Origin of the sequence: Lentzea sp. NPDC042327 (genome assembly GCF_040647275.1) — a bacterium.
Lineage (GTDB): Bacteria > Actinomycetota > Actinomycetes > Mycobacteriales > Pseudonocardiaceae > Lentzea.
This window is the reverse complement of the sequence record NZ_JBEZBX010000003.1, coordinates 220,176-241,442: the sequence shown is the minus strand read 5'-3', so window position 1 is coordinate 241,442 and position 21,267 is coordinate 220,176. Positions and strand designations below refer to the sequence as shown.

Below are 21,267 nucleotides of genomic sequence, written 5' to 3'. Positions count from 1 at the left end.
GTCTGGCGCCGTGAACGATCCGTCCCAGGACTCCCCGACCCCCGCGAACCCGCGCGAACCGCTCACGAGCCCGATCATGGTCTGCGCTTTCGAGGGGTGGAACGACGCCGGCGATGCCGCGAGCACCGCCGTCGAGCACCTGCAACTCACCTGGGACGCCACCCCGCTCGCCGAGATCGACCCGGACGACTACTACGACTTCCAGGTGACGCGGCCCACGGTCCGCATGGTGGACGGTGTCACCCGAAGGGTCGACTGGCCGACGACGCGGCTCTCGGTGTGCCGGCCGCCCGGTTCCTCCGTCGACGTGGTCCTCGTGCACGGCATCGAGCCGAACATGAGGTGGCGCAAGTTCGCGGACGAGCTCCTCGGCCACATCGAGGTGCTCGGGGTGACGACCGTGGTGACGCTCGGCGCCCTGCTCATGGACACGCCGCACACCCGCCCCGTCCCGGTCACCGGAACCGCCTACGACGCGGACGCCGCCGAGAAGTTCGGCCTGGAGCACTCGAAGTACGAGGGCCCGACCGGCATCGTCGGCGTGTTCCAGGACGCGTGCGTGCGGGCCGGCATCCCGGCCATCTCGTTCTGGGCCGCCGTGCCGCACTACGTGTCGCAGCCGCCCTCCCCCAAGGCCACGCTCGCGCTGCTGCACCGGGTGGAGGAGGTCCTCGACATCGAGGTCCCGCTCGGCGCGCTGCCCGAACAGGCGGAGGAGTGGGAGCGGACCGTCTCCGAGATGGCCGACGAGGACGAGGACGTGCGCAACTACGTGCGTGCGCTGGAGGAGCGCGGCGACGCGGCCATGCAGATCACCGAGGCCTCCGGTGACGACATCGCGGCCGAGTTCGAGCGCTACCTGCGCCGTCGTGGCCGCGGTCCCGGCTGGCCGTCGACCGGTCCGCGCTGACCTTCCGGGCGTCTGCAAGTACCACCAACAGGGTGGTTGGTGGTACTTGCAGACGCCCTCAGCCGGGACGGCGGGGAAAGTTAGCACCCGGCAAGCATCTGTGCCGCCGGCCCGATTAGGGTGAACGGCGGAGGTGTCCGTGGGACGGTTGGCACGCGCCGGGTTGTACGCGGGCGCACTGATCGGGCCGTTCGGCGGCGCCGTCACCACGTCGGTCCTGCCCGAGATCGGCGGCAGCTTCGGCCGCTCGCCGGGTGCGGCGGCCTCGACGCTCACCTACTACCTCGTGCCGTTCGCGGTGCTGATGCTGGTGTCCGGCACGCTCGCGCAGCGCTGGGGACCGCAGCGCACGGTCCGGGTCGCGTACGTCGCCTACGCCGTCACGTCCCTGCTGGCCGCGAGCGCGTGGACGTTCGAGGTGCTGCTGGCCTCGCGGGCGTTGCAGGGTGCGGCGAACTCGTTCACCACGCCGGTGCTGCTGGCCGTGATCGCCGCCTCGACCCCCAAGGAGAAGCTCGGGCGCGCACTGGGGCTGTTCGGGTCGATGCAGGCGGCCGGGCAGACGTCGGCGCCGCTGGTGGGCGGGCTCAGCGCGGAGGTCGACTGGCGGCTGGCGTTCGTGGTGATCGCGGTCGTGGCGGCCGGGCTCGCGGTGCTGGGGGTGCCGCAGACCGACGCCGAACCGGAGCGGGACGCGAGCCTGCGCAGCGCGTTCGTGCCCAGCACGCTGCGGCCGGCGCTGATCGCGTTCATCGGCTGGGGTTGTCTGGGCGGGCTGTCGTTCCTCGTGGCGTTCCGGCTGGACGACGTGTTCGGGCTCGGTGCCGGTGAACGCGGGTTGTTGCTCACCGGGTTCGGCGTCGTCGGGTTCCTGACCGCCCGGCACATCGGCAGGGCGATCGACCGGTTCGGCGCGACCACCACCGTCGTCGTCGGCGCGACGCTCGGCGGTGGTCTCGTCGCCGCGGTCGGCACGGCCCCGCTGGCGGCGCTCGTGGTGGTCGCGTGGGCGCTGACCGGTGCGGCGGCGCAGGGCGTGCTGGTCAGCATCAACGCGCTGGTGCTGCAGAGCGACAACGCCAACAGGGGCGGCAGCGTCAGCGTCGTGCAGTCGCTGCGCTTCATGGGTGCCGCCGCGGCCCCGCTGGCGTTCGTGCCGCTCTACCAGGCCCACCCGCTCGCGGGCTTCCTCGTGCCCGCCGCGCTGCTGGTCGTCGTGCCCGCGGTCGTCACGTGGTCAGGTCGCGGCGCCGGAAGCCGGCGAAGCCCGCGGCCAGGAGCACCACCGCGACCGCGGTGAGCCACCCGAGCGGCTCGAAGGTGATGTCCGGGTACTTCGGGACGTGCGTGAACGGCGCGAGGTCGACCACCCACTGGTCGAGCCGCAGGGCCGGGCCGAGCAGCGTGAGCACCAGCGACACCGACACCACCGCCCAGCTCACGCCGGTGAGCTGCGGGAACACCCCGAACAGCGCCAGCGCCACGCCCGCGACCACCCAGGCCGCCGGGAGCTGGACCAGCGCGGTGCCGACCATGCGCGGCAGCACACCGCCCAGGTCGTCGGTCTGCACTCCGTAGACCAGGCCAAGCCCCAGGCCCGCCGCCACCAGCACGACCGCGCCGCCCACCAGGGCGAACACCGCGTGCGAGGCGACCCAGCCCGAGCGCGACACCGGGGTGGCGAGCAGTGGCTCCGCCCGGAGCGAGGTCTCCTCCGACCGCAGCCGCAGCACCGCCTGGACCAGGTAGATCGACGTGATCAGGCCCAGCAGCTGCGTGACGGTCGCGAAGAACGCGTCCACCATCGCGTCGGCACCGCCGATCTGCTGCACGACCTGCCCGAGCGCGGGGTTGTCCTGCACCATCTGCCCGACCGCCTGCGCGACGCTGCCGTAGATCACGCCCACGCCGGACAACGCGATCGACCAGCCGATCAGCGAGCCCCTCTGCAGCCGCCAGGCCAGGCCGAACGGGCTGCCGATCGTGCCGTGCGCCGGGCCGGGCCGCGCGGCCAGCAGGCCGAGCCCGACGTCGCGGCGGGTCACGACGTAGCTCGACAGGCCCACGAGCAGGACGAACGCGGCCAGCGGGAGCAGCAGCACCCAGAACCGGTCGTCGCCGAACGACCGCACGTGCTCGGTCCAGCCGATCGGCGAGAGCCAGGTCAGCCACTGCGGGCCCGACTCCCCCGCGGCGTCGCCGGCCGCGCGGAACAGGTAGGTGACGCCGAGGAAGCCGCCCGCGACCGCGTTCGACACGCGCGAGTTCTCCGACAGCTGGGCGGTCAGGGCGCTGACGCCGGTGAACACGAGGCCCACCGAAGCCGTCGACAGGCCGAACGCGAACGAGCCGGCCGCGTCGAGGTCCTTGCCGATCAGCGCGAGCGCTTGCAGGAGCCCGATCAGCAGGCTCGTGCCGCCCGCGACGACCACCGCGGCGGCCAGGGGCGCGTGCCGGCCGACGACCGTGGCGGCGATGAGCTCCGTGCGGCCTGCCTCTTCTTCTGCGCGCGTGTGGCGGGTGACGACCAGCATGGCCATGATCGCGACGAACAGGCCGGAGAACACGCCCCAGCGCCACACCACCAGGCCGCCCAGCGACGACCAGTCGTGCAACGGGCCGAGCATCGCGAGGAACGCGGAGTTGGCGTTCGCGGTGGCGCCGAGCAGCGCCCGCGACTCCTGCGAGGAGTACAGCTCCTCCAGCGCGGTGGTCGTCGAGTAGGTGACGCCGACCAGGAACAGCACCCAGACCGGCAGCAGCACCCGGTCGCGGCGCAACGCCAGCCGCACGAGCTGCCAGGTGCCGATCATTTGGCGTCCTCGTAGTGGCGCAGGAACAGCTCCTCCAGCGTGGGCGGCTGCGAGGTCAGGGTGCGCACGCCGGTGGACACCAGCTGCTTGAGGGCGAGGTCGAGCTTGTCCGAGTCGACCTCGAACCTCACCCGGTTGCCCTCGGCGACCAGGTCGTGCACGCCGTCGAGGTGCGCCAGGCCGTCGGGCGGGCCGGCGAGCTCCGCGGAGATCGAGGTGCGGGTCAGGTGCCGCAGGTCGGCGAGCGTGCCGGTCTCGACGACGTGCCCGTTGCGGATGATGCTCACCCGGTCGCACAGCGCCTCGACCTCGGCGAGGATGTGGCTCGACAGCAGCACGGTGCGGCCGCGCGCGCGTTCGTCGTTGATGCAGTCCTGGAAGACGGCCTCCATCAGCGGGTCGAGGCCCGAGGTCGGCTCGTCCAGGATCAGCAGCTCCACGTCGCTCGACAGCGCGGCGACCAGCGCGACCTTCTGCCGGTTGCCCTTGGAGTAGGTGCGGCCCTTCTTGCGCGGGTCCAGCTCGAAGCGCTCCAGCAGCTCGGCGCGGCGGGCGGGGTTCAGCCCGCCGCGCAGGCGTCCGAGCAGGTCGATGACCTCGCCGCCGGTCAGGTTGGGCCAGAGGTTCACGTCGCCGGGGACGTAGGCGAGGCGGCGGTGCAGGGACGCGGTGTCCTTCCACGGGTCGCCGCCGAGCAGCCGCGCGGTGCCGGAATCGGCCCGCAGCAGGCCGAGGAGGATCCGGATCGTCGTCGACTTGCCGGAACCGTTGGGTCCCAGGAAGCCGTGCACCTCACCGGTCCGGACGTCCAGGTTCAGATCGTCCAGTGCACGCGTCGGGCCGAAGGTCTTCACCAGGCCCGACACGGATATCGCAGATGTCATGGCCGGTAAGCTACGCTTGTTTCACAACTTCGTGAAGTCCGTAAATTTTGCCCGATCGGCTGACGGAAGGGGATGATGCCGCGGTGACCAGGGTGACCCAGCGTGACCAGCAGGCGGTGAGCCAGTTCGTCGAACGGTTCGGCGCAATCCTGTCGGACACGGGCATGGCCCGCATGCCCGCACGGATACTCGCGGCGTTGCTCACGACCGACTCCGGCAAGCTCACCTCGGCCGAGATCGCCGACCTGCTGCAGATCAGCCCGGCGGCGGTGTCGGGCGCGGTGCGCTACCTGACCCAGGTCCGGATCGTGAGCCGCGAACGGGAGCCCGGCTCGCGCCGGGACGTGTACCGGATGCGCGACGACGTCTGGTACGAGGCGACGTTCCGCAAGGACCAGATGCTCGGGATGATCGACGAGGTGCTGTCGGAGGGCGTCACGGCGCTGGGCACGCACACCGACGCCGGGGCGCGGCTGGACGAGACGCGCGAGTTCTTCCGGTTCTGCCACGGCGAGCTCGGGTCGATGATCGAGCGCTGGAAGGCGCACCGCGAGAAGTGGATCGCCGACCGCGAGTCGTGAACGCGGAACGCCCGCGGGGACAGGGACCCGCGGGCGTTCTCAGCCATGCGCCGGACGTCAGCCCGTGACCAGCGTCAGGTTGTACGCCGAGAGGATCTCGTTGACCGGCTGGAAGTAGGTCGTGCCGCCACTGGTGCAGTTGCCGGAGCCACCCGAGGTGACGCCCTGCGCCTGCGTGCCGCTGACCCACGAGCCACCCGAGTCACCGGGCTCCGCGCACACGTCGGTGCGCGTGAGGCCGCTGACCGAGCCCTCCTGGTAGTTCACCGTCTGGTTCTTGGCCGAGACCGTGCCGCAGTGCCAGCCCGTGGTGGAGCCGGAACGGCAGATCGACGCGCCGACCGCGGCCTCGGTGCTGCCGGAGACGACGACGTCGGCGCCGCCGTAGTGGTTCACCTTGGCCGTGGGCGTCCAGGACGAGTTGGCCTTGACCCACCCGTAGTCGTTGCCCGGGAAGGACGAGCCTTCGAACGCGCCGAGCGCGGTGCGGTCGGCACCGGCCACGGAGTCACCGGACGAGCCGCAGTGACCGGCGGTGACGAACCCGCCCTGCACCGCGAAGCCCACCGAGCAGCGACCGGCGTTGTTGATGTAGTACGCGTCACCGCCGCGGATGTCCTTGAGCAACCGCGGTGCCTCGTCGGTCTCGACGACCTTCGCGAGCGCGCCCGCCTTGGCCGCGAACGCCTGTGCGGCCTGCGCCTGGCCGCGCTTCGCGGTGACCGTGACGACGTTGGCCCTCGTGTCGACGAACCAGCCGGTGACCTCGGCCGGGGCCTTCTCCGCGTCCAGCTTCGCCTTGGCCGAGTCGAGGTCGCCGGCCGAGTTGGCCACCGTCCTCGGTTCGGCACCGAGCCGGCGCAGCCGCTGCGACTTGGCCTCGTCGGTCACGCCCACGACGAGCTTGCCGGTGGCCGCGTCGAACCACGCGCCACCGAAGTCGTCACCGGCGAGACCCCGTGCGACGTGCTGCAGGACCGCGGCCGCGCTCTCCTGGCGCAGCCGATCCGCCGCCTGCCCAGCGGTGAGGCCGAGGTCGCGCTGCATCGCGGCCAAGAGGTCCGCCGACGGTTCCGGCGCGGCGACAGCGGCAGGGGATGCCGTCGCCGCGAAGGCACCCGCCAGGACGGCGACCGCCGCGAAGGCAATGCGCTTCATAGGCACTTCTCCTCATCTTTCGATCTCGTGCAGGGCCGGGAGTAACACCGGACCGGGCAGCGGCGATGAGGGGGATGGCTGTGCTGCAACACAGCTCGCACGACACCGGATGCATGGCGTCCCCAGGCGGCGAACTGCCCGATCAGTTCGTTCCTCCGTCCGGGTGACGCTATGTCGTGCTGCCTACCGGTCGGTAGGGCCGATCGACGGGTTGGACTTCGGCGGTCGAGTTGGTATAGGGAATTCAAATGCGCTCTCTCGGTCTATTTCCGTGACTGCGGGTGAGCGATTCGTCCGTTGACATGCACACGCAAAAACGTCAACAGTTGCGTCGTACCGGTCTATCCCTCTGACCTGCGGGTTTGGTCTAGCGTGCAGGACACCCTGTTCCCTGCACGAGGGAGAACCCTGCAATGCGAAGAGTCTTGGGTGCGGGACTCGCCGCCGCCGCTGCCGCATGTCTGGCCGCCGCCGTGGTTCCCACCGCTTCAGCTCAGGAAATCACCGGCACGATTCTCGGCGCCGACCGCGCCGACGTCGTCCAGGACAGCTACATCGTCTCGCTGAAGGCCGGCACGGCGTCGAGGGCCGCCGCTCCGGACCTGGCCGGTCGCTACGGCGGCAAGGTGCGCGACGTCTGGCAGCACGCGCTCAACGGCTTCTCGGTGAACATGACCGCGAAGCAGGCGGCACGCCTGGCAGCCGACCCGCGCGTCGCCTACGTCCAGCAGGACGCCCAGGTGCACATGCTCGACGTCCAGCAGAACCCGCCGTCATGGGGTCTGGATCGCGTCGACCAGCGCGACCTGCCGCTGAGCAACAGCTACCAGTACGACACCACCGCGTCGAACGTGACGGCGTACGTCATCGACACCGGTGTCCGCACCACCCACGCCACGTTCGGCGGCCGTGCCACCTGGGGCACCAACACCTCCGGTGACGGCAACAACAGCGACTGCAACGGCCACGGCACGCACGTCGCCGGCACCATCGCGGGCTCGCAGTACGGCCTCGCGAAGGCCGCCAAGGTCGTCGCCGTGAAGGTGCTCAACTGCCAGGGCTCCGGCACCACCGCCGGTGTCGTCAGCGGCATCGACTGGGTGACGGCGAACGCGGTGAAGCCCGCGGTCGCGAACATGTCGCTCGGCGGCGGCGCCGACTCCACCCTGGACGCGGCCGTGCGCCGTTCCATCGCTTCCGGCGTGACCTACGCGATCGCGTCCGGCAACTCGAACACCGACGCCTGCAGCACCTCGCCCGCCCGCGTCACCGAGGCGATCACGGTCAACGCGTCGACCAACACCGACGCGCGCGCCTCGTTCTCGAACTACGGCTCCTGCACGGACATCTACGCGCCGGGCCAGAACATCGTGTCGTCGTGGAACACCAACGACACCGCCACGAACAACATCTCCGGCACCTCGATGGCCACCCCGCACGTCGCGGGCGCGGTGGCCCTGTGGCTCGCCACGCACCCGACCGACTCCCCCGCCGCCGTCTGGGCGGGCCTGGACGCGGCCTCGACCCCCAACAAGATCACCAACGTCGGCGCCAACACCCCGAACAAGCTGCTCTACACGCTGTGGGGCGGCGGCCAGCCCGGCAACCCGGCGGTGACCAACCCCGGTGCGCAGACCTCCACGGTCGGCACCCCGGTGTCGCTGCAGCTCTCGGCCTCCGGCGGCACCCCGCCGTACACCTGGTCCGTGACCGGTCTCCCGGCCGGCCTGTCGGCGTCCTCCTCCGGCGCCATCTCCGGCACGCCGACCACCGCGGGCACCTCCTCGGTCACCGCGACCGTGACCGACTCGACCGGCAAGACCGGCTCGGCCACCTTCTCCTGGACCGTCAACGCCGTGGGCGGCAGCTGTGACGCCCGCACCAACTCCACCCCGGCCGCGATCCCGGACCTCGGCACGGTGACCAGCACCATCGTGGTCTCCGGCTGCGCGGGCAACGCCTCGGCCGGCTCGACCATCAAGGTCGCCATCACCCACACCTACAAGGGCGACCTGGTCGTCGACCTGGTGGCGCCGGACGGCACCGTCGTGAACCTGCACAACCGCAGCGGCGGCTCGGCCGACAACATCAACGAGACCTACACCAAGGACCTGTCCGGTGAGGCCGCCAACGGCACCTGGACGCTGCGCGTGCGTGACGCGGCGTTCCTGGACACGGGCACGTTGACCAGCTGGACGCTCGACGTCTGAGCCTCGGCTGTGCGTTGAGGACCGCCTCCGGCATCCGTGCCGGGGGCGGTTCCTCGTTGCTGTGCCTTGCGCGAAGTCGGACGCTTCCGTGAAAGATGTGGGGTGCCCGTTCTCCGGGCACCCCACATCGCGTTGACGGCTCCCACAAGCGGCAGCAAGGGGGCTGTCGACCGAACTCGTCTGGACCGCAGCGAGACTCGGTGCCTTCGCCCGCGAAGGTGACCCCATCTTGACACCGCGCGACGCGCGAAGCGCAGTCGAGATCGTGGCCAAATCCGCGTCAAATCCTGGTCAGTCCGCCCACAGCTCGACCAGCGGGCTGATCAGTGCACATGGCGACGATCTGAGCGGTGGGCCCGGCCGGTGGGTCCAGAGCCGAAGAACACCGGGTCCCCGTGGGCTCCGCACCGAACATCGCCGCGCATCTTCGGTGAACAGCCCGAATGCCTTGCCGCGCGCTTCGGGCCAGCGGTACCAATCGAGCGGCATCCGGGAGACGGCAGCTCCCGGACGCCAGTTACGCCGATTCGTCCGGACCGCAACCCGAGAGAGTTGATTCGGTGATTCCCATCATCTGCGCGGTACCCCCGCCATTGCAGTCAGTGCTGCTCCGCGTCCGTCCCCCGGAGGTGCGGGACGCCGAGGCGGAAACGCGCCTCGTGCTCTCCCTGGCCCTCCTCGTCGCCATCACGGCCACGACCGCGATCTTCATCGAGAGGTCGTCGAAGGGCCGGGTGAGGTGAGTGGGCCAGAAGCGGCTGAAGCCGATCCGCGACGAGCACAGCCCGGCCGGCGTGGTGGCCGGGTTCCTGCGCGGCCTCTACACCGGCAACGCCGACCTGACGCTGACCCGGCTCGCGGCGGACACCGGCTACTCGCAGGCGTCGTTGTCCGAAGCCCTCAGCGGGAAGGTCATGCCCTCGCTCGATCTGGTCATCGCCTTCGTCGAGGGGTGCGGGCGGGACGACGCCGTGGTCGAGGCGGGGCACGTGTGGCGCCGGGAGAAGGCGCGCAGCCAGGGATCGACCCGGCCGCCGCGCCCGGAACGCGCCGACTCGTGGGAGAGCCTGCACGACGAGGTGGTGCTGCTGGCGCACGAGTCCGGCGTGTTCAGGGCCAAGGCGCTGTGCGACGCGGCAGCGGCGGCCGGGCACCCGATGACGCACACGTCCGCTCATCGCTGGCTGACGACGGCACGTCCACTCAGGCTGGACAGCCTGGACACGATCCTCAACGCCTGCAAGGTGCCGATGCGGCAGCGGGAACCGTGGGTGCGTGCGCACGACCGTGCCGCGGACAACGCGGGTGCGGTCCGGGCGTCCTTCCAGGGGACGGCCTGTCTTCCGACCGGCTCGCTCAGCCACGAGGCGCTGGCCGAGGAGTTGCGGAGGATGCGGCGCGGGGCCGGTGTGCACGCACCCGACTTGAAGGACGCGGTCGGCCCGGTGCTGCGCGAGCTCTGCGACCTCACCGACTTCGACGGTGCGGAAGTGGTGCGCCGCAAGGTCGGCGAGTGGGTCCACTCAGTGGCGGGTGGGCTACCGGCCGACGTCCGCGTCACCGTCCTCACCGCCCTCGGTCTCAACCCGGACGCCCCGCACCGGGTGTTCCGGGAACGGGTCGAGTGGCTCGCGGCGCAGCAGGACCGCAGCCCCGGGACGTCCCGGCGCAGGATCGACGAGGCGCTGACCCGGATGGCCGAGGCCGCGGTCGCGGCGCCCCGGCCGGCGCTGATGACCTCCCGCGAGCACGCCTGGCACGTGCGCGCGTTCGAGGCCGTGCTCAGCCTGGACGGCACCACTCCGCGCTGCACCGAGAGCAGGACGATCGTGGCCGACCGCGACGGGCTGGACCGGATCACCTGGTCGCTCACGCTGCCGCGCAACGGTGACGACAGCCCCGGGGAGCTGGACGTGACGGTGCTGCACGGGGCACAGCTGTTGTCGAAGGAGCGGCCGTCGCCGCGGCGGTTCGTGCTGGGGCTCGGTCTGCCCCGCCGGCTGCGGTCCGGCGAAGTGCACGACTTCGTGTTGCAGGTCAGCGTGCCGAACGGCCGGCTGAGCCCCAGGTACGTGTTCTGGCCGGAGCGGAGGTGCGAGCGCTTCCGGCTCGTATCGCGGTTCGGCAGCCGGAAGCCCGCGGCCGTGTGGCGGGTCGACCACGTGTTCCACCGGGACGCCGACGAGATCGAGACCGGGCGGGACTACGTCTCCGTGGACGACGGCGGCGAGGTGCGGGCCGCTTTCGCCGAGCTGCAGGCGGGCCACGGTTACGGCATCAGGTGGGCCTGGTGAGGTGAGGGAAGACCGCACCGGACCACGGCCGTGCGGAACGAGCCGGTCATCGACCCTGGAGCCCAGGGCCGTGACCGGCTCGTCCGGCTAGAGCTCCACGCCCAGCAACGCATCCACGGCGGTGCGGATCTGCGACGGTCCGTGTGAGTCCGACCCGCCAACGGACAGCGCCTCGTCGGCCCACGCGTCGATGGCGGCCAACGCGCGCGGGGTGTCGAGGTCGTTGCCCAGGTGGTCGCGCAACCGGGTCACGGTGTCCACAGCGGACGGACCGGAGGACAGCGACACCGCACGGCGCCACTTGTCGACGCGGGTCAGGGCCTCGTCGAGCAGTGCGGAGGTCCACGGGCGGTCGGCGCGGTAGTGGCCGGCGAGCAGGGCCAGCCGGATCGCGTTCGGGTCGACCTTCTCCGCGCGCAGCTTGGAGACGAAGACCAGGTTGCCGCGGGACTTCGACATCTTCTCGCCGTCGAGGCCGATCATGCCCGCGTGCACGTAGTGGCGGGCGAACGGGTGCTCGCCGGTCTGGGCCTCCGCGTGCGCGGCCGAGTACTCGTGGTGCGGGTAGATCAGGTCGGAGCCGCCGCCCTGCACGTCGATGCCCATGCCGAGGCGGTTGTGGGCGATGGCGCTGCACTCGATGTGCCAGCCGGGGCGGCCCTCGCCCAGCTCGGACGGCCAAGAGGGCTCGCCCTCGCGCTTCATCCGCCACAGCAGGGCGTCGAGGGGGTGCTTCTTGCCGGGGCGGTCCGGGTCGCCGCCGCGTTCGGCGAACAGCGCCCGCATCGTGTCCTCGGAGTAGTTCGACTCGTAGCCGAACCGGCCGGTGGCGTTGTGCTCGAAGTAGATGTCCGGGTACTCGTCGTCGTCCACGCGGTAGGCGTGGCCGTCGGCCACCAGCTTCGCGACGACCTCGACGATCTCCGGGATGGCTTCGACGATGCCGACGTAGTCCTGCGGCGGCAGGACGCGCAGGGCCTCCATGTCCTCGCGGAACAGGGCCGTCTCGCGCATGGCCAGGACGACCCAGTCGTCCTTGTCGCGCAGCGCGCGCTCCAGCAACGGGTCGTCGACGTCGGTGACGTTCTGGACGTAGTGCACGTTGTGGCCGTTGTCGAGCCAGATCCGGTGCACGAGGTCGAACGCCAGGTAGGTGGCGGCGTGGCCGAGGTGCGTCGCGTCGTACGGCGTGATGCCGCAGACGTACAACCTGGCGGTGTCTCCTGGCGCCGTCGGGCGCACTTCGCCCGTAGCCGTGTCGTACAGCCGCAGCGGGCGGGGGTCCCCCGGAACCCGCGGCACAGGAATGGATGACCAGGTTTGCATGCTTCCGACACTAACGCGTGCCGACGGGTGGAGTGCACTTTCCGGGTGTTGGGACGAGCACCCCGAACGGACCAGCACGGCCGGTCCGCCGCGACCGTGACCTGCGCGTAGGGGCGTACCGTGGGAGATCGGGGAATTCGCCGATGAGTGGAGGCGGGGTCTCATGGTCATCTTCGAAGTCCTCGGCGGACTCGTCACGCTCGGCGCCATCGGCCTCGCCATGAGCGCGCGCGTGATCAAGCAGTTCGAGCAGGGGCTCGTGTTCCGGTTCGGCCGGCTCCGGGAGGGCGTGCGCGGGCCGGGGCTGACGATGCTGGTGCCGGGCGTGGACCAGCTGCGCAAGGTCAACATGCAGATCGTCACGCTGCCCGTGCCCGCTCAGGACGGCATCACCCGCGACAACGTGACCGTGCGCGTGGACGCCGTCGTCTACTTCAAGGTGCAGGACCCGGCCAAGGCCGTCATCAACGTCGAGGACTACCGGTTCGCGATGCTGCAGGTCGCGCAGACGTCGCTGCGGTCGATCATCGGCAAGAGCGAGCTCGACGACCTGCTGTCCAACCGGGAGAACCTCAACCAGGGCCTGGAGCTGATGATCGACACGCCCGCGCTGTCGTGGGGCATCGACATCGACCGGGTCGAGATCAAGGACGTGGCGCTGCCGGAGAGCATGAAGCGCTCGATGTCGCGGCAGGCGGAGGCCGAACGCGAACGGCGGGCCCGCGTCATCACCGCGGACGGCGAGCTGCAGGCGTCGAAGAAGCTGTCCGAGGCCGCCGGCCGCATGCAGGAGACACCGGCGGCGCTCCAGCTGCGCCTGCTGCAGACCATCGTCGAGGTGGCCGCGGAGAAGAACTCCACGCTCGTGCTGCCGTTCCCCGTGGAGCTGCTGCGGTTCCTGGAGAAGAACACCGGCGAACCGCTCCCCCGCCGTTCGCCCGAGTGAGTTAACGGCGTAACGCCGCTGTCCCGCGAACGACGTCCGGGCAGGGGGTACGACCGACATGCGGGAGAAGGCCAGGGGCAGGTTCGTCGGCATCGGTGTCAGCTCCTACGAGCTGTTGCAGCCGTTGCAGCACGCCGTGAGCGACGTGCTGGAGCTGCGCGCGCTCCTGAAGGGCTACGAGGGCGAGCCGCTGGCGGACCCGACCGAGGCCGAGGTCCGCGCGCACATGCAGGCGGTGCGGCGCACCCCGCAGGACGGTGGCGCCCTGGTGGCGTTGTTCAGCGGCCACGCGGTGCCGGTCGCGGGCAAGCTCAGGCTGCTGGCCCGCGACAACGACGGCGGCGCCGACGGCATCGCGGTCGAGGACTTCGTGCTGTGGTGTGCGGCGTCGGGCGCGCACCAGGTGCTGGTGGTCGTCGACGCCTGCTACTCGGGCACCCAGCTGGACGAGGCGCTCGGCACGATCGCGGACATGCAGGAGCAGCTGCTCACCGGGCAGATGCACTGGGCGGGCGTGCTGGTGTCGTGCTCCGGCGTGGAGACGGCCCGCGACGGGCTGTTCGGCGGCCGGCTGCGCAGGCTGCTGCGCGGGGGCCCGAGCGCGGACTCCGACGTGTGGCGGTGGAGCGACCGCACGTCGCTCGTGGACGGCGGCACGGTGGGCACGGCGCTGCTGAACGCGTGGGACAGCGACGTGCAACGGCCGCGGTTCGTGCAGTACGGCTCGGCGCAGCCGATGCTCCCCAACCCCCTCTACGCGCCGAACACCGTGGTCAAGCACCTGCTGCTGGCCGCGCGCGGCGGTGACTCGGCCGACCACCGGTCGTGGTTCGCCGGCCGCACCGCCGAGGTCGACCGGGTCGTCGGCTGGGTCCGGTCGGGCGTGCCGGGGCTGCGGGTGGTCACCGGGTCGCCCGGCAGCGGCAAGTCGGCGGTCGTGGGCCGGGTCGTGAGCCTGTCCAACGCCGCCGAACGCGACCTGCTGCTCTCCGGCGGACCGCCGTTCCGGCACGCCGACCCCGGTCAGGACTCGATCGACGCCGCCGTGCACGCCCGCGCGATGGACGCGGACCGGGTCGCCGACCTGCTCAGCCGCCAACTGGTCGCCGCGGGCCTGGTCCCGGCGCCCGAGGGACCGCGGCGCGGTGCCGCCGAGCTGGTGGGCGTGGTCAGCGCGCTCCCGGAGCCGCCGGTGCTCGTCGTCGACGGCCTGGACGAGGCGCGCGGCGAGTCGTTCTCGATCGCCACGTCGCTGCTGACCAAGCTCGCGCAGCACGCCGTCGTGGTGGTGTCGACGCGGCAGGCGCACCGGGTCGTGGGCGGCGCGCCGCTGCTGACCGAGCTGTCACCGGTGGAGGTGCTGGACCTCGACGACGCCGGCAGCGCCGCGGACGTCCGCGAGTACGTGCTGGCCCGGCTCGGTCCCACCGCTCCGCAGTCCACCGTGGACGAGCTGGCGCGGCTCCCGTTCCTGACCGCGTGGATGATCACCGACCAGCTGCTGTCCGACGGCGGCGCTGACCTCAGGCTGTCGCTGGTCGCCGCGTTCGACCGCGAGCTCGCGAAGGTCCCCGCCGCACGGCCGCTGCTGACGGCGCTGACGTGGAGCTACGGTGCCGGGTTCCCCGAGGAGGAGTGGCGCGCGGTCGCGGAGGCGTTGTCGGGCGAGCGGTTCGGCCGCGACGACATCACCGCGGTGCTCACCGAGCTGGGCCGCCACATCGTGCAGGACGGCGAGGAGGGCACGGCCGTCTTCAAGCTCACGCACCAGACGTTCGCCGACCACCTGCGGCCGCAGTTCACCCCCGGCCACGACCGGGTGTTCGCGCCGGGGGCGGAGAAGGTGGCGTGCGCGCTGATCCGGTTGTACCGGCAGCGGCTGGAGGCGGGCGTGCCGCCGGACGTGCCCGGCTACCTGTGGAAGTACGCGTGGCGGCACTGCGGGCACGCCGGCAACGAGGCGTTGAGCGCACTGCGCGAGCTGGCGACTGCGAACCGGATGCTGTTGCCGGACATCGCACTCGCGGCGACGGCGGCGGCGAACGAGCTGGCGCACTGGGGCCGCGGCGACGAGGCGGTCGAACCGCTGGAGGAGGCCGCGGCGCACTTCCGCGCGCTCGTGCCGGCGGCGCGGATGTACCTGGCAGACCTGGCGTTCGTGCTGAACCGGCTCGGCACCCGGTTCCGCGAGGCCGGCCGGCTGCAACAGGCCGTGGCGCCCGCCGAGGAGGCCGTGGTGCGCTACCGGGAGCTGGTCGCGGCGACCCCGACCACCGCGGAGACCCTGACGCACAAACGCCTCGCGCAGCGCATCGCGAAGACGACACCCCATCCCGGCGAGAACCAGACGTACGCGGCGCACCTCAGCGGTGCGCTGGTCGACCTGAGCGAGGTCTACGCGATGCTCGGGCGCCGCCACGAGGCGCTGTCGACCGCGCGCGACGCCGTGGCGGCGGTGGACGCGGACGCCCCGCTGGCGCGCGCGATGGTGTGCCTCGCGGCGCGGTGCAGCGACACCGGGCGGCGCTACGAGGCGATGCAGCGCTCCCGGCAGGCCGTCGAGCTGTACTGCGCGCTGGCGCAGACGAACCCGCTGCACCTGGCGGACCTGATGACCGCGCTGGTGGAGCTGAGCCGCGACTACCTGTCGCTGGGCCGGCTGTCCGACGCCGACCGCACCACCCAGCAGGCGGCGGACATCAACGGCACGCTCGGCCGGCACGCGGCGTTCGAACCGCAGCTCGCCGACGCCGCGCTCGCGTTGAGCGTCGCCTACAGCATGGTCGGCCGCACCGAGGAGGCGCTGAGCTCGGCCCGCAAGGCCGCCGACCTCGCCGACGGGCTGCGCGTCCACGGCCAGGCCCTGCACAACCTGATGCGCCGCCAGCGCGACGCCGAGAAACCGCGCGAGGCGCTGGTGACCGGGCTGCGGACGGTCGAGGTGTGCCTGCTGCCCGAGCACGAGCACCGGCTGTCGACGCTCGCGGCGGCGCTGTTCACGCTCGACGTGGTCTGCGCGCGGCTGGGCCGGCCGGAGATCGTCGAGGAGGCCTGGGAACGGGTCGTGGCGCGGTTCACCGGACCGCACCTGGCGACGTTGCTGATGCTGCGCGCGGCGGCCACCACGGCGGGCGACCCGGCGGCGGCGACGTGGCTGTGCCAGGCGCTCACGCACGTCGGCCAGTCCCGGCAGGCGCTGCACGACGTGCACGACATCGCCCGCCGCCACCACGACTCCGCCCGCGCCTGCGGGCAGCCGTGGCCGTGGGACACGGCACCGGACTGGCTGACGGTGGACCGCGAGCTGCTCGCGACCGCCCGCCGGTGGGTGTTCGCGCGGTCGTACGCCGAGGAGCGCGCGGTCCTGCAGGCGCACCCCGAGCTGCTGTCGCCCGGCGCGGACGTCGCCGTCACCGAGGCGCTGTACGGCACCAGCCTGATCGAGGCGCAGGTCATCCAGTCGCGGCGGACGACCGCGCAGGCGCAGGGCGTGGCACCGGCGTACCGGCCGTGGCTGCTCGCGAGCCTCGCCGACGAGTTCACCGACGCCGGCCCTGCCCGCCGCCGCGAGCTGCTCGCGACCCGGCGCGACGAACTGCTCGACAAGGAGGTCCTGCGCACCGTGCGGGACAACCGGCCGGCGCACGCGTTGCTGCTGCTGGCGAGTGAGGACACCGAGGTGCTCGACCCCGTGCTGACCGCGCTGGAGGACCCGGCGCGGGTGGCGGAGGTCCTGCGCGGGCTGGCCGCGAGCGCGTCCCCGCAGGCGCTCACCCAGGCCGTCGTCGCGCTGGGGCCGCACCCGCTGGCCGCGCTCTACCGGGTGGTCGCGCGGGCCAGGGCCGGTGACGACCGGCTCGCGCTGCCGTCCCCGGACCGGCGCCTGGCGTGGATCCACGAGCTGACCTACCTGGTGCCCGCCGACCCGGCCCTGCTCACCCTCATCCGCAAGCTCGCCGAGGAGTCATCATGAGCGATCTCGTCGTCGTCCTGCCCGGCATCCTCGGCAGCACCCTGCGGGACGAGGACGGCATGGTCTGGGAGGTCTCCGGCAGGGCCGCGTTGCGCGCCGTGCTGTCGCTCGGCCGCAGCCTGCGGCGGCTGACGCTGCCGGAGGGGATCGGCGACGAGCACCCCGGCGACGGCGTGGAGCCGGTCGCGCTGATGGCCGACCTGCACGTCGTCCCCGGCATCTGGACGCCGTTGAAGGGCTACGACCGGCTCACGCGGCGCCTCGGCTCGCTCGGCTACACCGCCGAGAAGGGCACCCTGCTGCTCTTCGCCTACGACTGGCGGCTGTCGAACCGGTACAACGGCGCGCTGCTCGCCCGGCGCGTGGACGAGGCGCTGGACCGGCTCGGACCGGACGCGAAGGTCACCTTCGTGTGCCACTCGATGGGCGGGCTCGTCGCGCGGTGGTGCATCGAGCAGTGCGGCATGGCCGAGCGGACCGCGAAGCTGATCACCATCGGCACGCCCTACCGCGGCGCGGCGATGGCACTGGAACAGCTGGTCAACGGCGTGCGCAAGGGTCTCGGGCCGCTGGCGGCCGACCTGACCGGGTTCGCGCGGTCGTTGCCGTCGCTGCACCAGCTGCTGCCCGAGTACGCGTGCATCGAGTCGCCGGACGGCCTGCTCAAGACCACTGAGCTGACGTTGCCCGAGGTCGACACCAAGATGGTCGCGGACGCGATGGCGTTCCACGGCGCGTTGACCGACTCGTTCGCCGACAAGACGTACGCGATCCTCGGTGGCAAACAGCCCACGGCCACGACGGTGAAGATCGCCGACGGCAAGGTGACCTGCCTTCGGACCTATGAGGGCGAGGAGCTCTACGGCGACGCGACCGTGCCGATGGTCGGGGCCGCGCGCAAGGGGCTGGCGTTGTCGTCGAACACGCTGCACCGGGTGACCGAGCAGCACACGTCGTTGCAGGACAACGCGGCCGTGCTGGACATGGTGGAGTCGTTCCTGACCTCGAAGACGATCGTCCCCAGGACCGTCGTCGCCACCGAACCGCAGGTCAGCGTGCCCGACCTGGCATTGGTCGGCGAGGAGCTGGAGGTCACCGTCGAGCTGCACGACACGCCGGCCAGGGCGGTGAAGGTGGCGCTGCTGGACGAGAACGGCAAACAGGTCGAAGCACGCGTTCCGGCGATCTCCGAGACCATGACCGCGAAATTCGGTGAACTGGCCCCCGGCGCCTACTACGTGCAGGTCAGCGGCACCGCGGTGGGTGCTCCGGTGGTGCCGGTGACCTCGGCGGTGCTCGTCGCGGATTGCCGGGACGTCTGACCGGGAGGACGATTGTCCGGTCACGGAGGAGGCGCGATGACCACGATCAAGCCAACACCGGTAGTGCCCCATCCGGGTGCCGCGCGCGCCCGGCCGAAGGGGTCCTACTTCCTGTCGCTCTTCCGGACCACCGATCCCAAGCAGATCGGGATCATGTACCTGACCACGTCGTTCGTGTTCTTCCTGATCGGCGGCCTGATGGCGCTGCTGATGCGCGCCGAGCTGGGCCGGCCGGGACTGCAGTTCCTGTCGAACGAGCAGTACAACCAGCTGTTCACCATGCACGGCACGATCATGCTGCTGCTGTACGCGACGCCGATCCTGTTCGGGTTCGCGAACTTCATCCTGCCGCTGCAGATCGGCTCGCCGGACGTCGCGTTCCCGCGGCTGAACGCCTTCTCGTACTGGCTGTACCTGTTCGGCGGCATCATCGTGGTGCTCGGGTTCGTCACACCCGGTGGCGCGGCGGACTTCGGCTGGTTCGCCTACACGCCGCTGTCCTCGGCCGTGCACTCGCCGGGCGTCGGCGCTGACATGTGGATCATGGGTCTGGCGGTGTCCGGCCTGGGCACGATCCTCGGCGCGGTCAACATGACCACGACCGTGGTGTGCCTGCGGGCGCCGGGCATGACGATGTTCCGGATGCCGATCTTCACCTGGAACATCCTGGTGACGTCCGTGCTGATCCTGCTGGCGTTCCCGATCCTCACCGCGGCGCTGATGGGCCTGGCCGCCGACCGCCACCTCGGCGCGCACGTGTTCGACCCGGCCAACGGCGGCGTCATCCTGTGGCAGCACCTGTTCTGGTTCTTCGGCCACCCCGAGGTCTACATCGTCGCGCTGCCGTTCTTCGGGATCGTGACCGAGATCTTCCCGGTGTTCAGCCGCAAACCGCTGTTCGGCTACAAGGGCCTGGTGTTCGCGACGCTGGCCATCGCGATGCTGTCCGTGGCCGTGTGGGCGCACCACATGTACGCCACCGGTGCGGTGCTGCTGCCGTTCTTCGCGCTGATGACGTTCCTCATCGCGGTGCCGACCGGCATCAAGTTCTTCAACTGGGCGGGCACGATGTGGAAGGGGCAGCTGACGTTCGAGTCGCCGATGCTGTTCGGCATCGGGTTCCTCATCACGTTCCTGTTCGGCGGGCTGACCGGGGTGCTGCTGGCCTCACCGCCGATCGACTTCCACGTGTCCGACACGTACTTCGTGGTGGCGCACTTCCACTACGTGCTGTTCGGCACCATCGTGTTCGCCACCTACGCGGGCATCTACTTCTGGTTCCCGAAGATGACCGGGCGGATGCTCAACGAGTCGCTGGGCAAGCTGCACTTCTGGACGACGTTCCTCGGCTTCCACGGCACGTTCCTGGTGCAGCACTGGCTGGGCAACGAGGGCATGCCGCGCCGGTACGCCGACTACCTGCCGACCGACGGCTTCACGTTCCTCAACACGTTCTCGACCATCAGCTCGTTCGTGCTCGGCGCGTCCGTGCTGCCGTTCGTGTGGAACGTCTTCCGCTCCTACCGCTACGGCGACCCGGCCCCGCAGGACGACCCGTGGGGCTACGGCAACTCGCTGGAGTGGGCCACGACCTCACCGCCGCCGCGGCACAACTTCACGGAGCTGCCGCGCATCCGTTCGGAGCGGCCCGCGTTCGAGCTGCACTACCCGCACATGGTCGAGCGGATGCGGGAGGAGGCGCACTTCTCGCTGACCCACCCGGGAAAGCACCGGGTGGGCCAGGACGAGGTGACCGAGAAGACGCTCGCCTCCACCCACCGCGAGGACGAGACCGGCTGATCAGCGCCGGCCGGGCAGCAGACCGGCCTCCAGGACGGCCTTGCCCAGCGGTGCGCCGAGCTCGACGTACCGCTGCCGTTCCGCGTCACCGAGCACGTCGTAGGCGGGTGCGTTCATGCGGTCGGTGTTGTCCTCGACGCGCTGGCGCAGCTCACGCCCCGCGTCGGTGAGCGCCTGCTCGGCCGTGATGAGCCCGCGCTCCCGCAGGACCTCCGCGGTCTGCGCCCACTGCTCCTGCGACCAGCCGCGGGTCTTGCGCAACGCCTCCCCCGACACCTCCCCCGACGCCGCGTGCAGCACCAGCGCCTCCAGACCCGTGAGCCCCTCCTGCAGCAGCGCCGCGAGGTGCCCGTCACCGCGGAACTCGCGCAACAACGTCTGCGCGTGCCACAGCTGCAACAACGTGTCCTCCGGCCACGGCAGGCTCGCGTGCGCCGCGAACAACGTGCGCCCGAACGGCATCTCCGCCGACCGCTCGGCAGCCCGCCGGGCCAGCGCGGTGATCTCGGTGAGGTCCTCGGGCAGCACCGGCCGCAACGCCTCCTCCACGGCCTCCGTGCGCAGCTCGATCATCCGCGCCGGCGTGACCTTCTCCCACACCGCCGGGACGCAGGCCCGCACGAGCTCGGGGTTGAAGTTGTAGAAGGTGGCGATCACGACCTCGGCCGGCACGGGCCCGAGCGCCGCGGCCCGCGACGCGAAGTACCCGCCGGGCCGGTCGAGCCCGGCCTCGGTGTACCGCCGGGCCGCCTGGGGGGCGAAGTAGATCATCGCGTGCACGGCTTCGAGCGAGCGCCAGAGGTTCCTGATCATCCTCTCAACCTAGCCGCACGACGTGGAATTCCGGCGGGTGAGTTCGCGCTCACCGGGCGGGGGTGGACGTGGCCCAGTGGGGGCTGGGCCGGTCGGGGCGGGGCCGGTCGGGGCGGGGCCGGTCGAGGCGGGGCCGGTCGAGGCGGGGCCGGTCGAGGCGGGGCCGGTCGAGGCGGGGCCGGTCGAGGCGGGGCCGGTCGAGGCGGGGCCGGTCGAGGCGGGGCCGGTCGAGGCGGG

At 71.4% G+C, this 21,267-nt stretch carries 15 protein-coding genes; 10 read left to right on the top strand and 5 right to left on the bottom strand.

Annotation, left to right across the window (positions count from 1 at the left end; all coding sequences use genetic code 11):
• Window positions 1-10: 10 nt before the first annotated feature.
• Both AB0A63_RS08925 and AB0A63_RS08920 read left to right on the top strand, forming a co-directional pair.
• A complete protein-coding gene (locus AB0A63_RS08925; RefSeq protein WP_360387265.1) occupies window positions 11-910 on the top strand; it encodes a PAC2 family protein in 900 nt (299 codons plus the stop codon).
• Between the two features lie 139 nt (window positions 911-1,049).
• Complete coding sequence (locus AB0A63_RS08920; RefSeq protein WP_360387262.1) at window positions 1,050-2,210, top strand: MFS transporter; 1,161 nt, start codon at window positions 1,050-1,052, stop codon at window positions 2,208-2,210.
• On the opposite strand, the gene AB0A63_RS08915 is transcribed toward AB0A63_RS08920, so the two are convergent.
• Window positions 2,140-3,723, bottom strand: coding sequence for an ABC transporter permease (locus tag AB0A63_RS08915; RefSeq protein WP_360387260.1), 1,584 nt, complete (start codon window positions 3,721-3,723; stop codon window positions 2,140-2,142). The genes AB0A63_RS08920 and AB0A63_RS08915 overlap by 71 nt on opposite strands.
• Window positions 3,720-4,607, bottom strand: coding sequence for an ABC transporter ATP-binding protein (locus AB0A63_RS08910; protein WP_360387258.1), 888 nt, complete (start codon window positions 4,605-4,607; stop codon window positions 3,720-3,722). The genes AB0A63_RS08915 and AB0A63_RS08910 overlap by 4 nt, the downstream gene beginning before the upstream one ends.
• A 92-nt stretch (window positions 4,608-4,699) precedes the next feature.
• Between AB0A63_RS08910 and AB0A63_RS08905 the strand changes: the two genes are divergently transcribed.
• Window positions 4,700-5,188, top strand: coding sequence for a MarR family transcriptional regulator (locus AB0A63_RS08905; protein WP_360387255.1), 489 nt, complete (start codon window positions 4,700-4,702; stop codon window positions 5,186-5,188).
• 57 nt (window positions 5,189-5,245) lie between these two features.
• On the opposite strand, the gene AB0A63_RS08900 is transcribed toward AB0A63_RS08905, so the two are convergent.
• Complete coding sequence (locus AB0A63_RS08900; protein ID WP_360387252.1) at window positions 5,246-6,346, bottom strand: S1 family peptidase; 1,101 nt, start codon at window positions 6,344-6,346, stop codon at window positions 5,246-5,248.
• Between the two features lie 413 nt (window positions 6,347-6,759).
• On the opposite strand from AB0A63_RS08900, the gene AB0A63_RS08895 reads away from it, so the two are divergent.
• The 3 genes from AB0A63_RS08895 (at window position 6,760) to AB0A63_RS08885 (ending at window position 10,850) form a co-directional block, all read left to right on the top strand.
• Window positions 6,760-8,556 carry a S8 family serine peptidase gene (locus AB0A63_RS08895; RefSeq protein WP_360387249.1) on the top strand — a complete coding sequence of 599 codons (1,797 nt, stop codon included), beginning with the start codon at window positions 6,760-6,762 and terminating at the stop codon, window positions 8,554-8,556.
• 602 nt (window positions 8,557-9,158) lie between these two features.
• On the top strand, window positions 9,159-9,299 hold the full coding sequence (locus AB0A63_RS08890; protein WP_360387246.1) for a hypothetical protein: 141 nt from the start codon (window positions 9,159-9,161) through the stop codon (window positions 9,297-9,299).
• A complete protein-coding gene (locus tag AB0A63_RS08885) occupies window positions 9,300-10,850 on the top strand; it encodes a helix-turn-helix transcriptional regulator (protein ID WP_360387244.1) in 1,551 nt (516 codons plus the stop codon). It abuts the gene before it with no gap.
• Between the two features lie 87 nt (window positions 10,851-10,937).
• Here the strand turns inward: AB0A63_RS08885 and mshC are convergent, their stop codons facing one another.
• Window positions 10,938-12,176: a cysteine--1-D-myo-inosityl 2-amino-2-deoxy-alpha-D-glucopyranoside ligase gene (gene mshC / locus AB0A63_RS08880; RefSeq protein ID WP_360387242.1), complete on the bottom strand. Its 1,239-nt coding sequence runs from the start codon at window positions 12,174-12,176 to the stop codon at window positions 10,938-10,940.
• A gap of 163 nt (window positions 12,177-12,339) precedes the next feature.
• Here mshC and AB0A63_RS08875 point away from each other — a divergent pair, with 163 nt between their 5' ends.
• Genes AB0A63_RS08875 through ctaD form a run of 4 tightly spaced genes read left to right on the top strand, consistent with a single transcriptional unit; the run spans window position 12,340 to window position 20,217 of the window.
• Complete coding sequence (locus tag AB0A63_RS08875) at window positions 12,340-13,122, top strand: slipin family protein (RefSeq protein WP_360387239.1); 783 nt, start codon at window positions 12,340-12,342, stop codon at window positions 13,120-13,122.
• Between the two features lie 58 nt (window positions 13,123-13,180).
• Window positions 13,181-17,095 (top strand): tetratricopeptide repeat protein, encoded by a 3,915-nt coding sequence (locus AB0A63_RS08870; protein WP_360387237.1) that lies wholly within the window; start codon window positions 13,181-13,183, stop codon window positions 17,093-17,095.
• Window positions 17,092-18,417: a hypothetical protein gene (locus AB0A63_RS08865; protein ID WP_360387235.1), complete on the top strand. Its 1,326-nt coding sequence runs from the start codon at window positions 17,092-17,094 to the stop codon at window positions 18,415-18,417. The genes AB0A63_RS08870 and AB0A63_RS08865 overlap by 4 nt, the downstream gene beginning before the upstream one ends.
• 36 nt (window positions 18,418-18,453) lie before the next feature.
• Window positions 18,454-20,217, top strand: coding sequence for a cytochrome c oxidase subunit I (gene ctaD, locus AB0A63_RS08860; protein WP_360387233.1), 1,764 nt, complete (start codon window positions 18,454-18,456; stop codon window positions 20,215-20,217).
• Here the strand turns inward: ctaD and AB0A63_RS08855 are convergent, their stop codons facing one another.
• On the bottom strand, window positions 20,218-21,030 hold the full coding sequence (locus AB0A63_RS08855; protein WP_360387230.1) for a hypothetical protein: 813 nt from the start codon (window positions 21,028-21,030) through the stop codon (window positions 20,218-20,220).
• Between the last annotated feature and the right edge of the window lie 237 nt (window positions 21,031-21,267).

Bases quoted from the DNA above. Each gene is read 5' to 3' on its own strand.
- AB0A63_RS08915 (WP_360387260.1), bottom strand. From the start codon at position 3,723: ATGATCGGCACCTGGCAGCTCGTGCGGCTGGCGTTGCGCCGCGACCGG.
- AB0A63_RS08910 (WP_360387258.1), bottom strand. From the start codon at position 4,607: ATGACATCTGCGATATCCGTGTCGGGCCTGGTGAAGACCTTCGGCCCG.
- AB0A63_RS08900 (WP_360387252.1), bottom strand. From the start codon at position 6,346: ATGAAGCGCATTGCCTTCGCGGCGGTCGCCGTCCTGGCGGGTGCCTTC.
- AB0A63_RS08895 (WP_360387249.1), top strand. From the start codon at position 6,760: ATGCGAAGAGTCTTGGGTGCGGGACTCGCCGCCGCCGCTGCCGCATGT.
- mshC (WP_360387242.1), bottom strand. From the start codon at position 12,176: ATGCAAACCTGGTCATCCATTCCTGTGCCGCGGGTTCCGGGGGACCCC.
- AB0A63_RS08875 (WP_360387239.1), top strand. From the start codon at position 12,340: ATGGTCATCTTCGAAGTCCTCGGCGGACTCGTCACGCTCGGCGCCATC.
- AB0A63_RS08870 (WP_360387237.1), top strand. From the start codon at position 13,181: ATGCGGGAGAAGGCCAGGGGCAGGTTCGTCGGCATCGGTGTCAGCTCC.
- AB0A63_RS08865 (WP_360387235.1), top strand. From the start codon at position 17,092: ATGAGCGATCTCGTCGTCGTCCTGCCCGGCATCCTCGGCAGCACCCTG.
- ctaD (WP_360387233.1), top strand. From the start codon at position 18,454: ATGACCACGATCAAGCCAACACCGGTAGTGCCCCATCCGGGTGCCGCG.
- AB0A63_RS08855 (WP_360387230.1), bottom strand. From the start codon at position 21,030: ATGATCAGGAACCTCTGGCGCTCGCTCGAAGCCGTGCACGCGATGATC.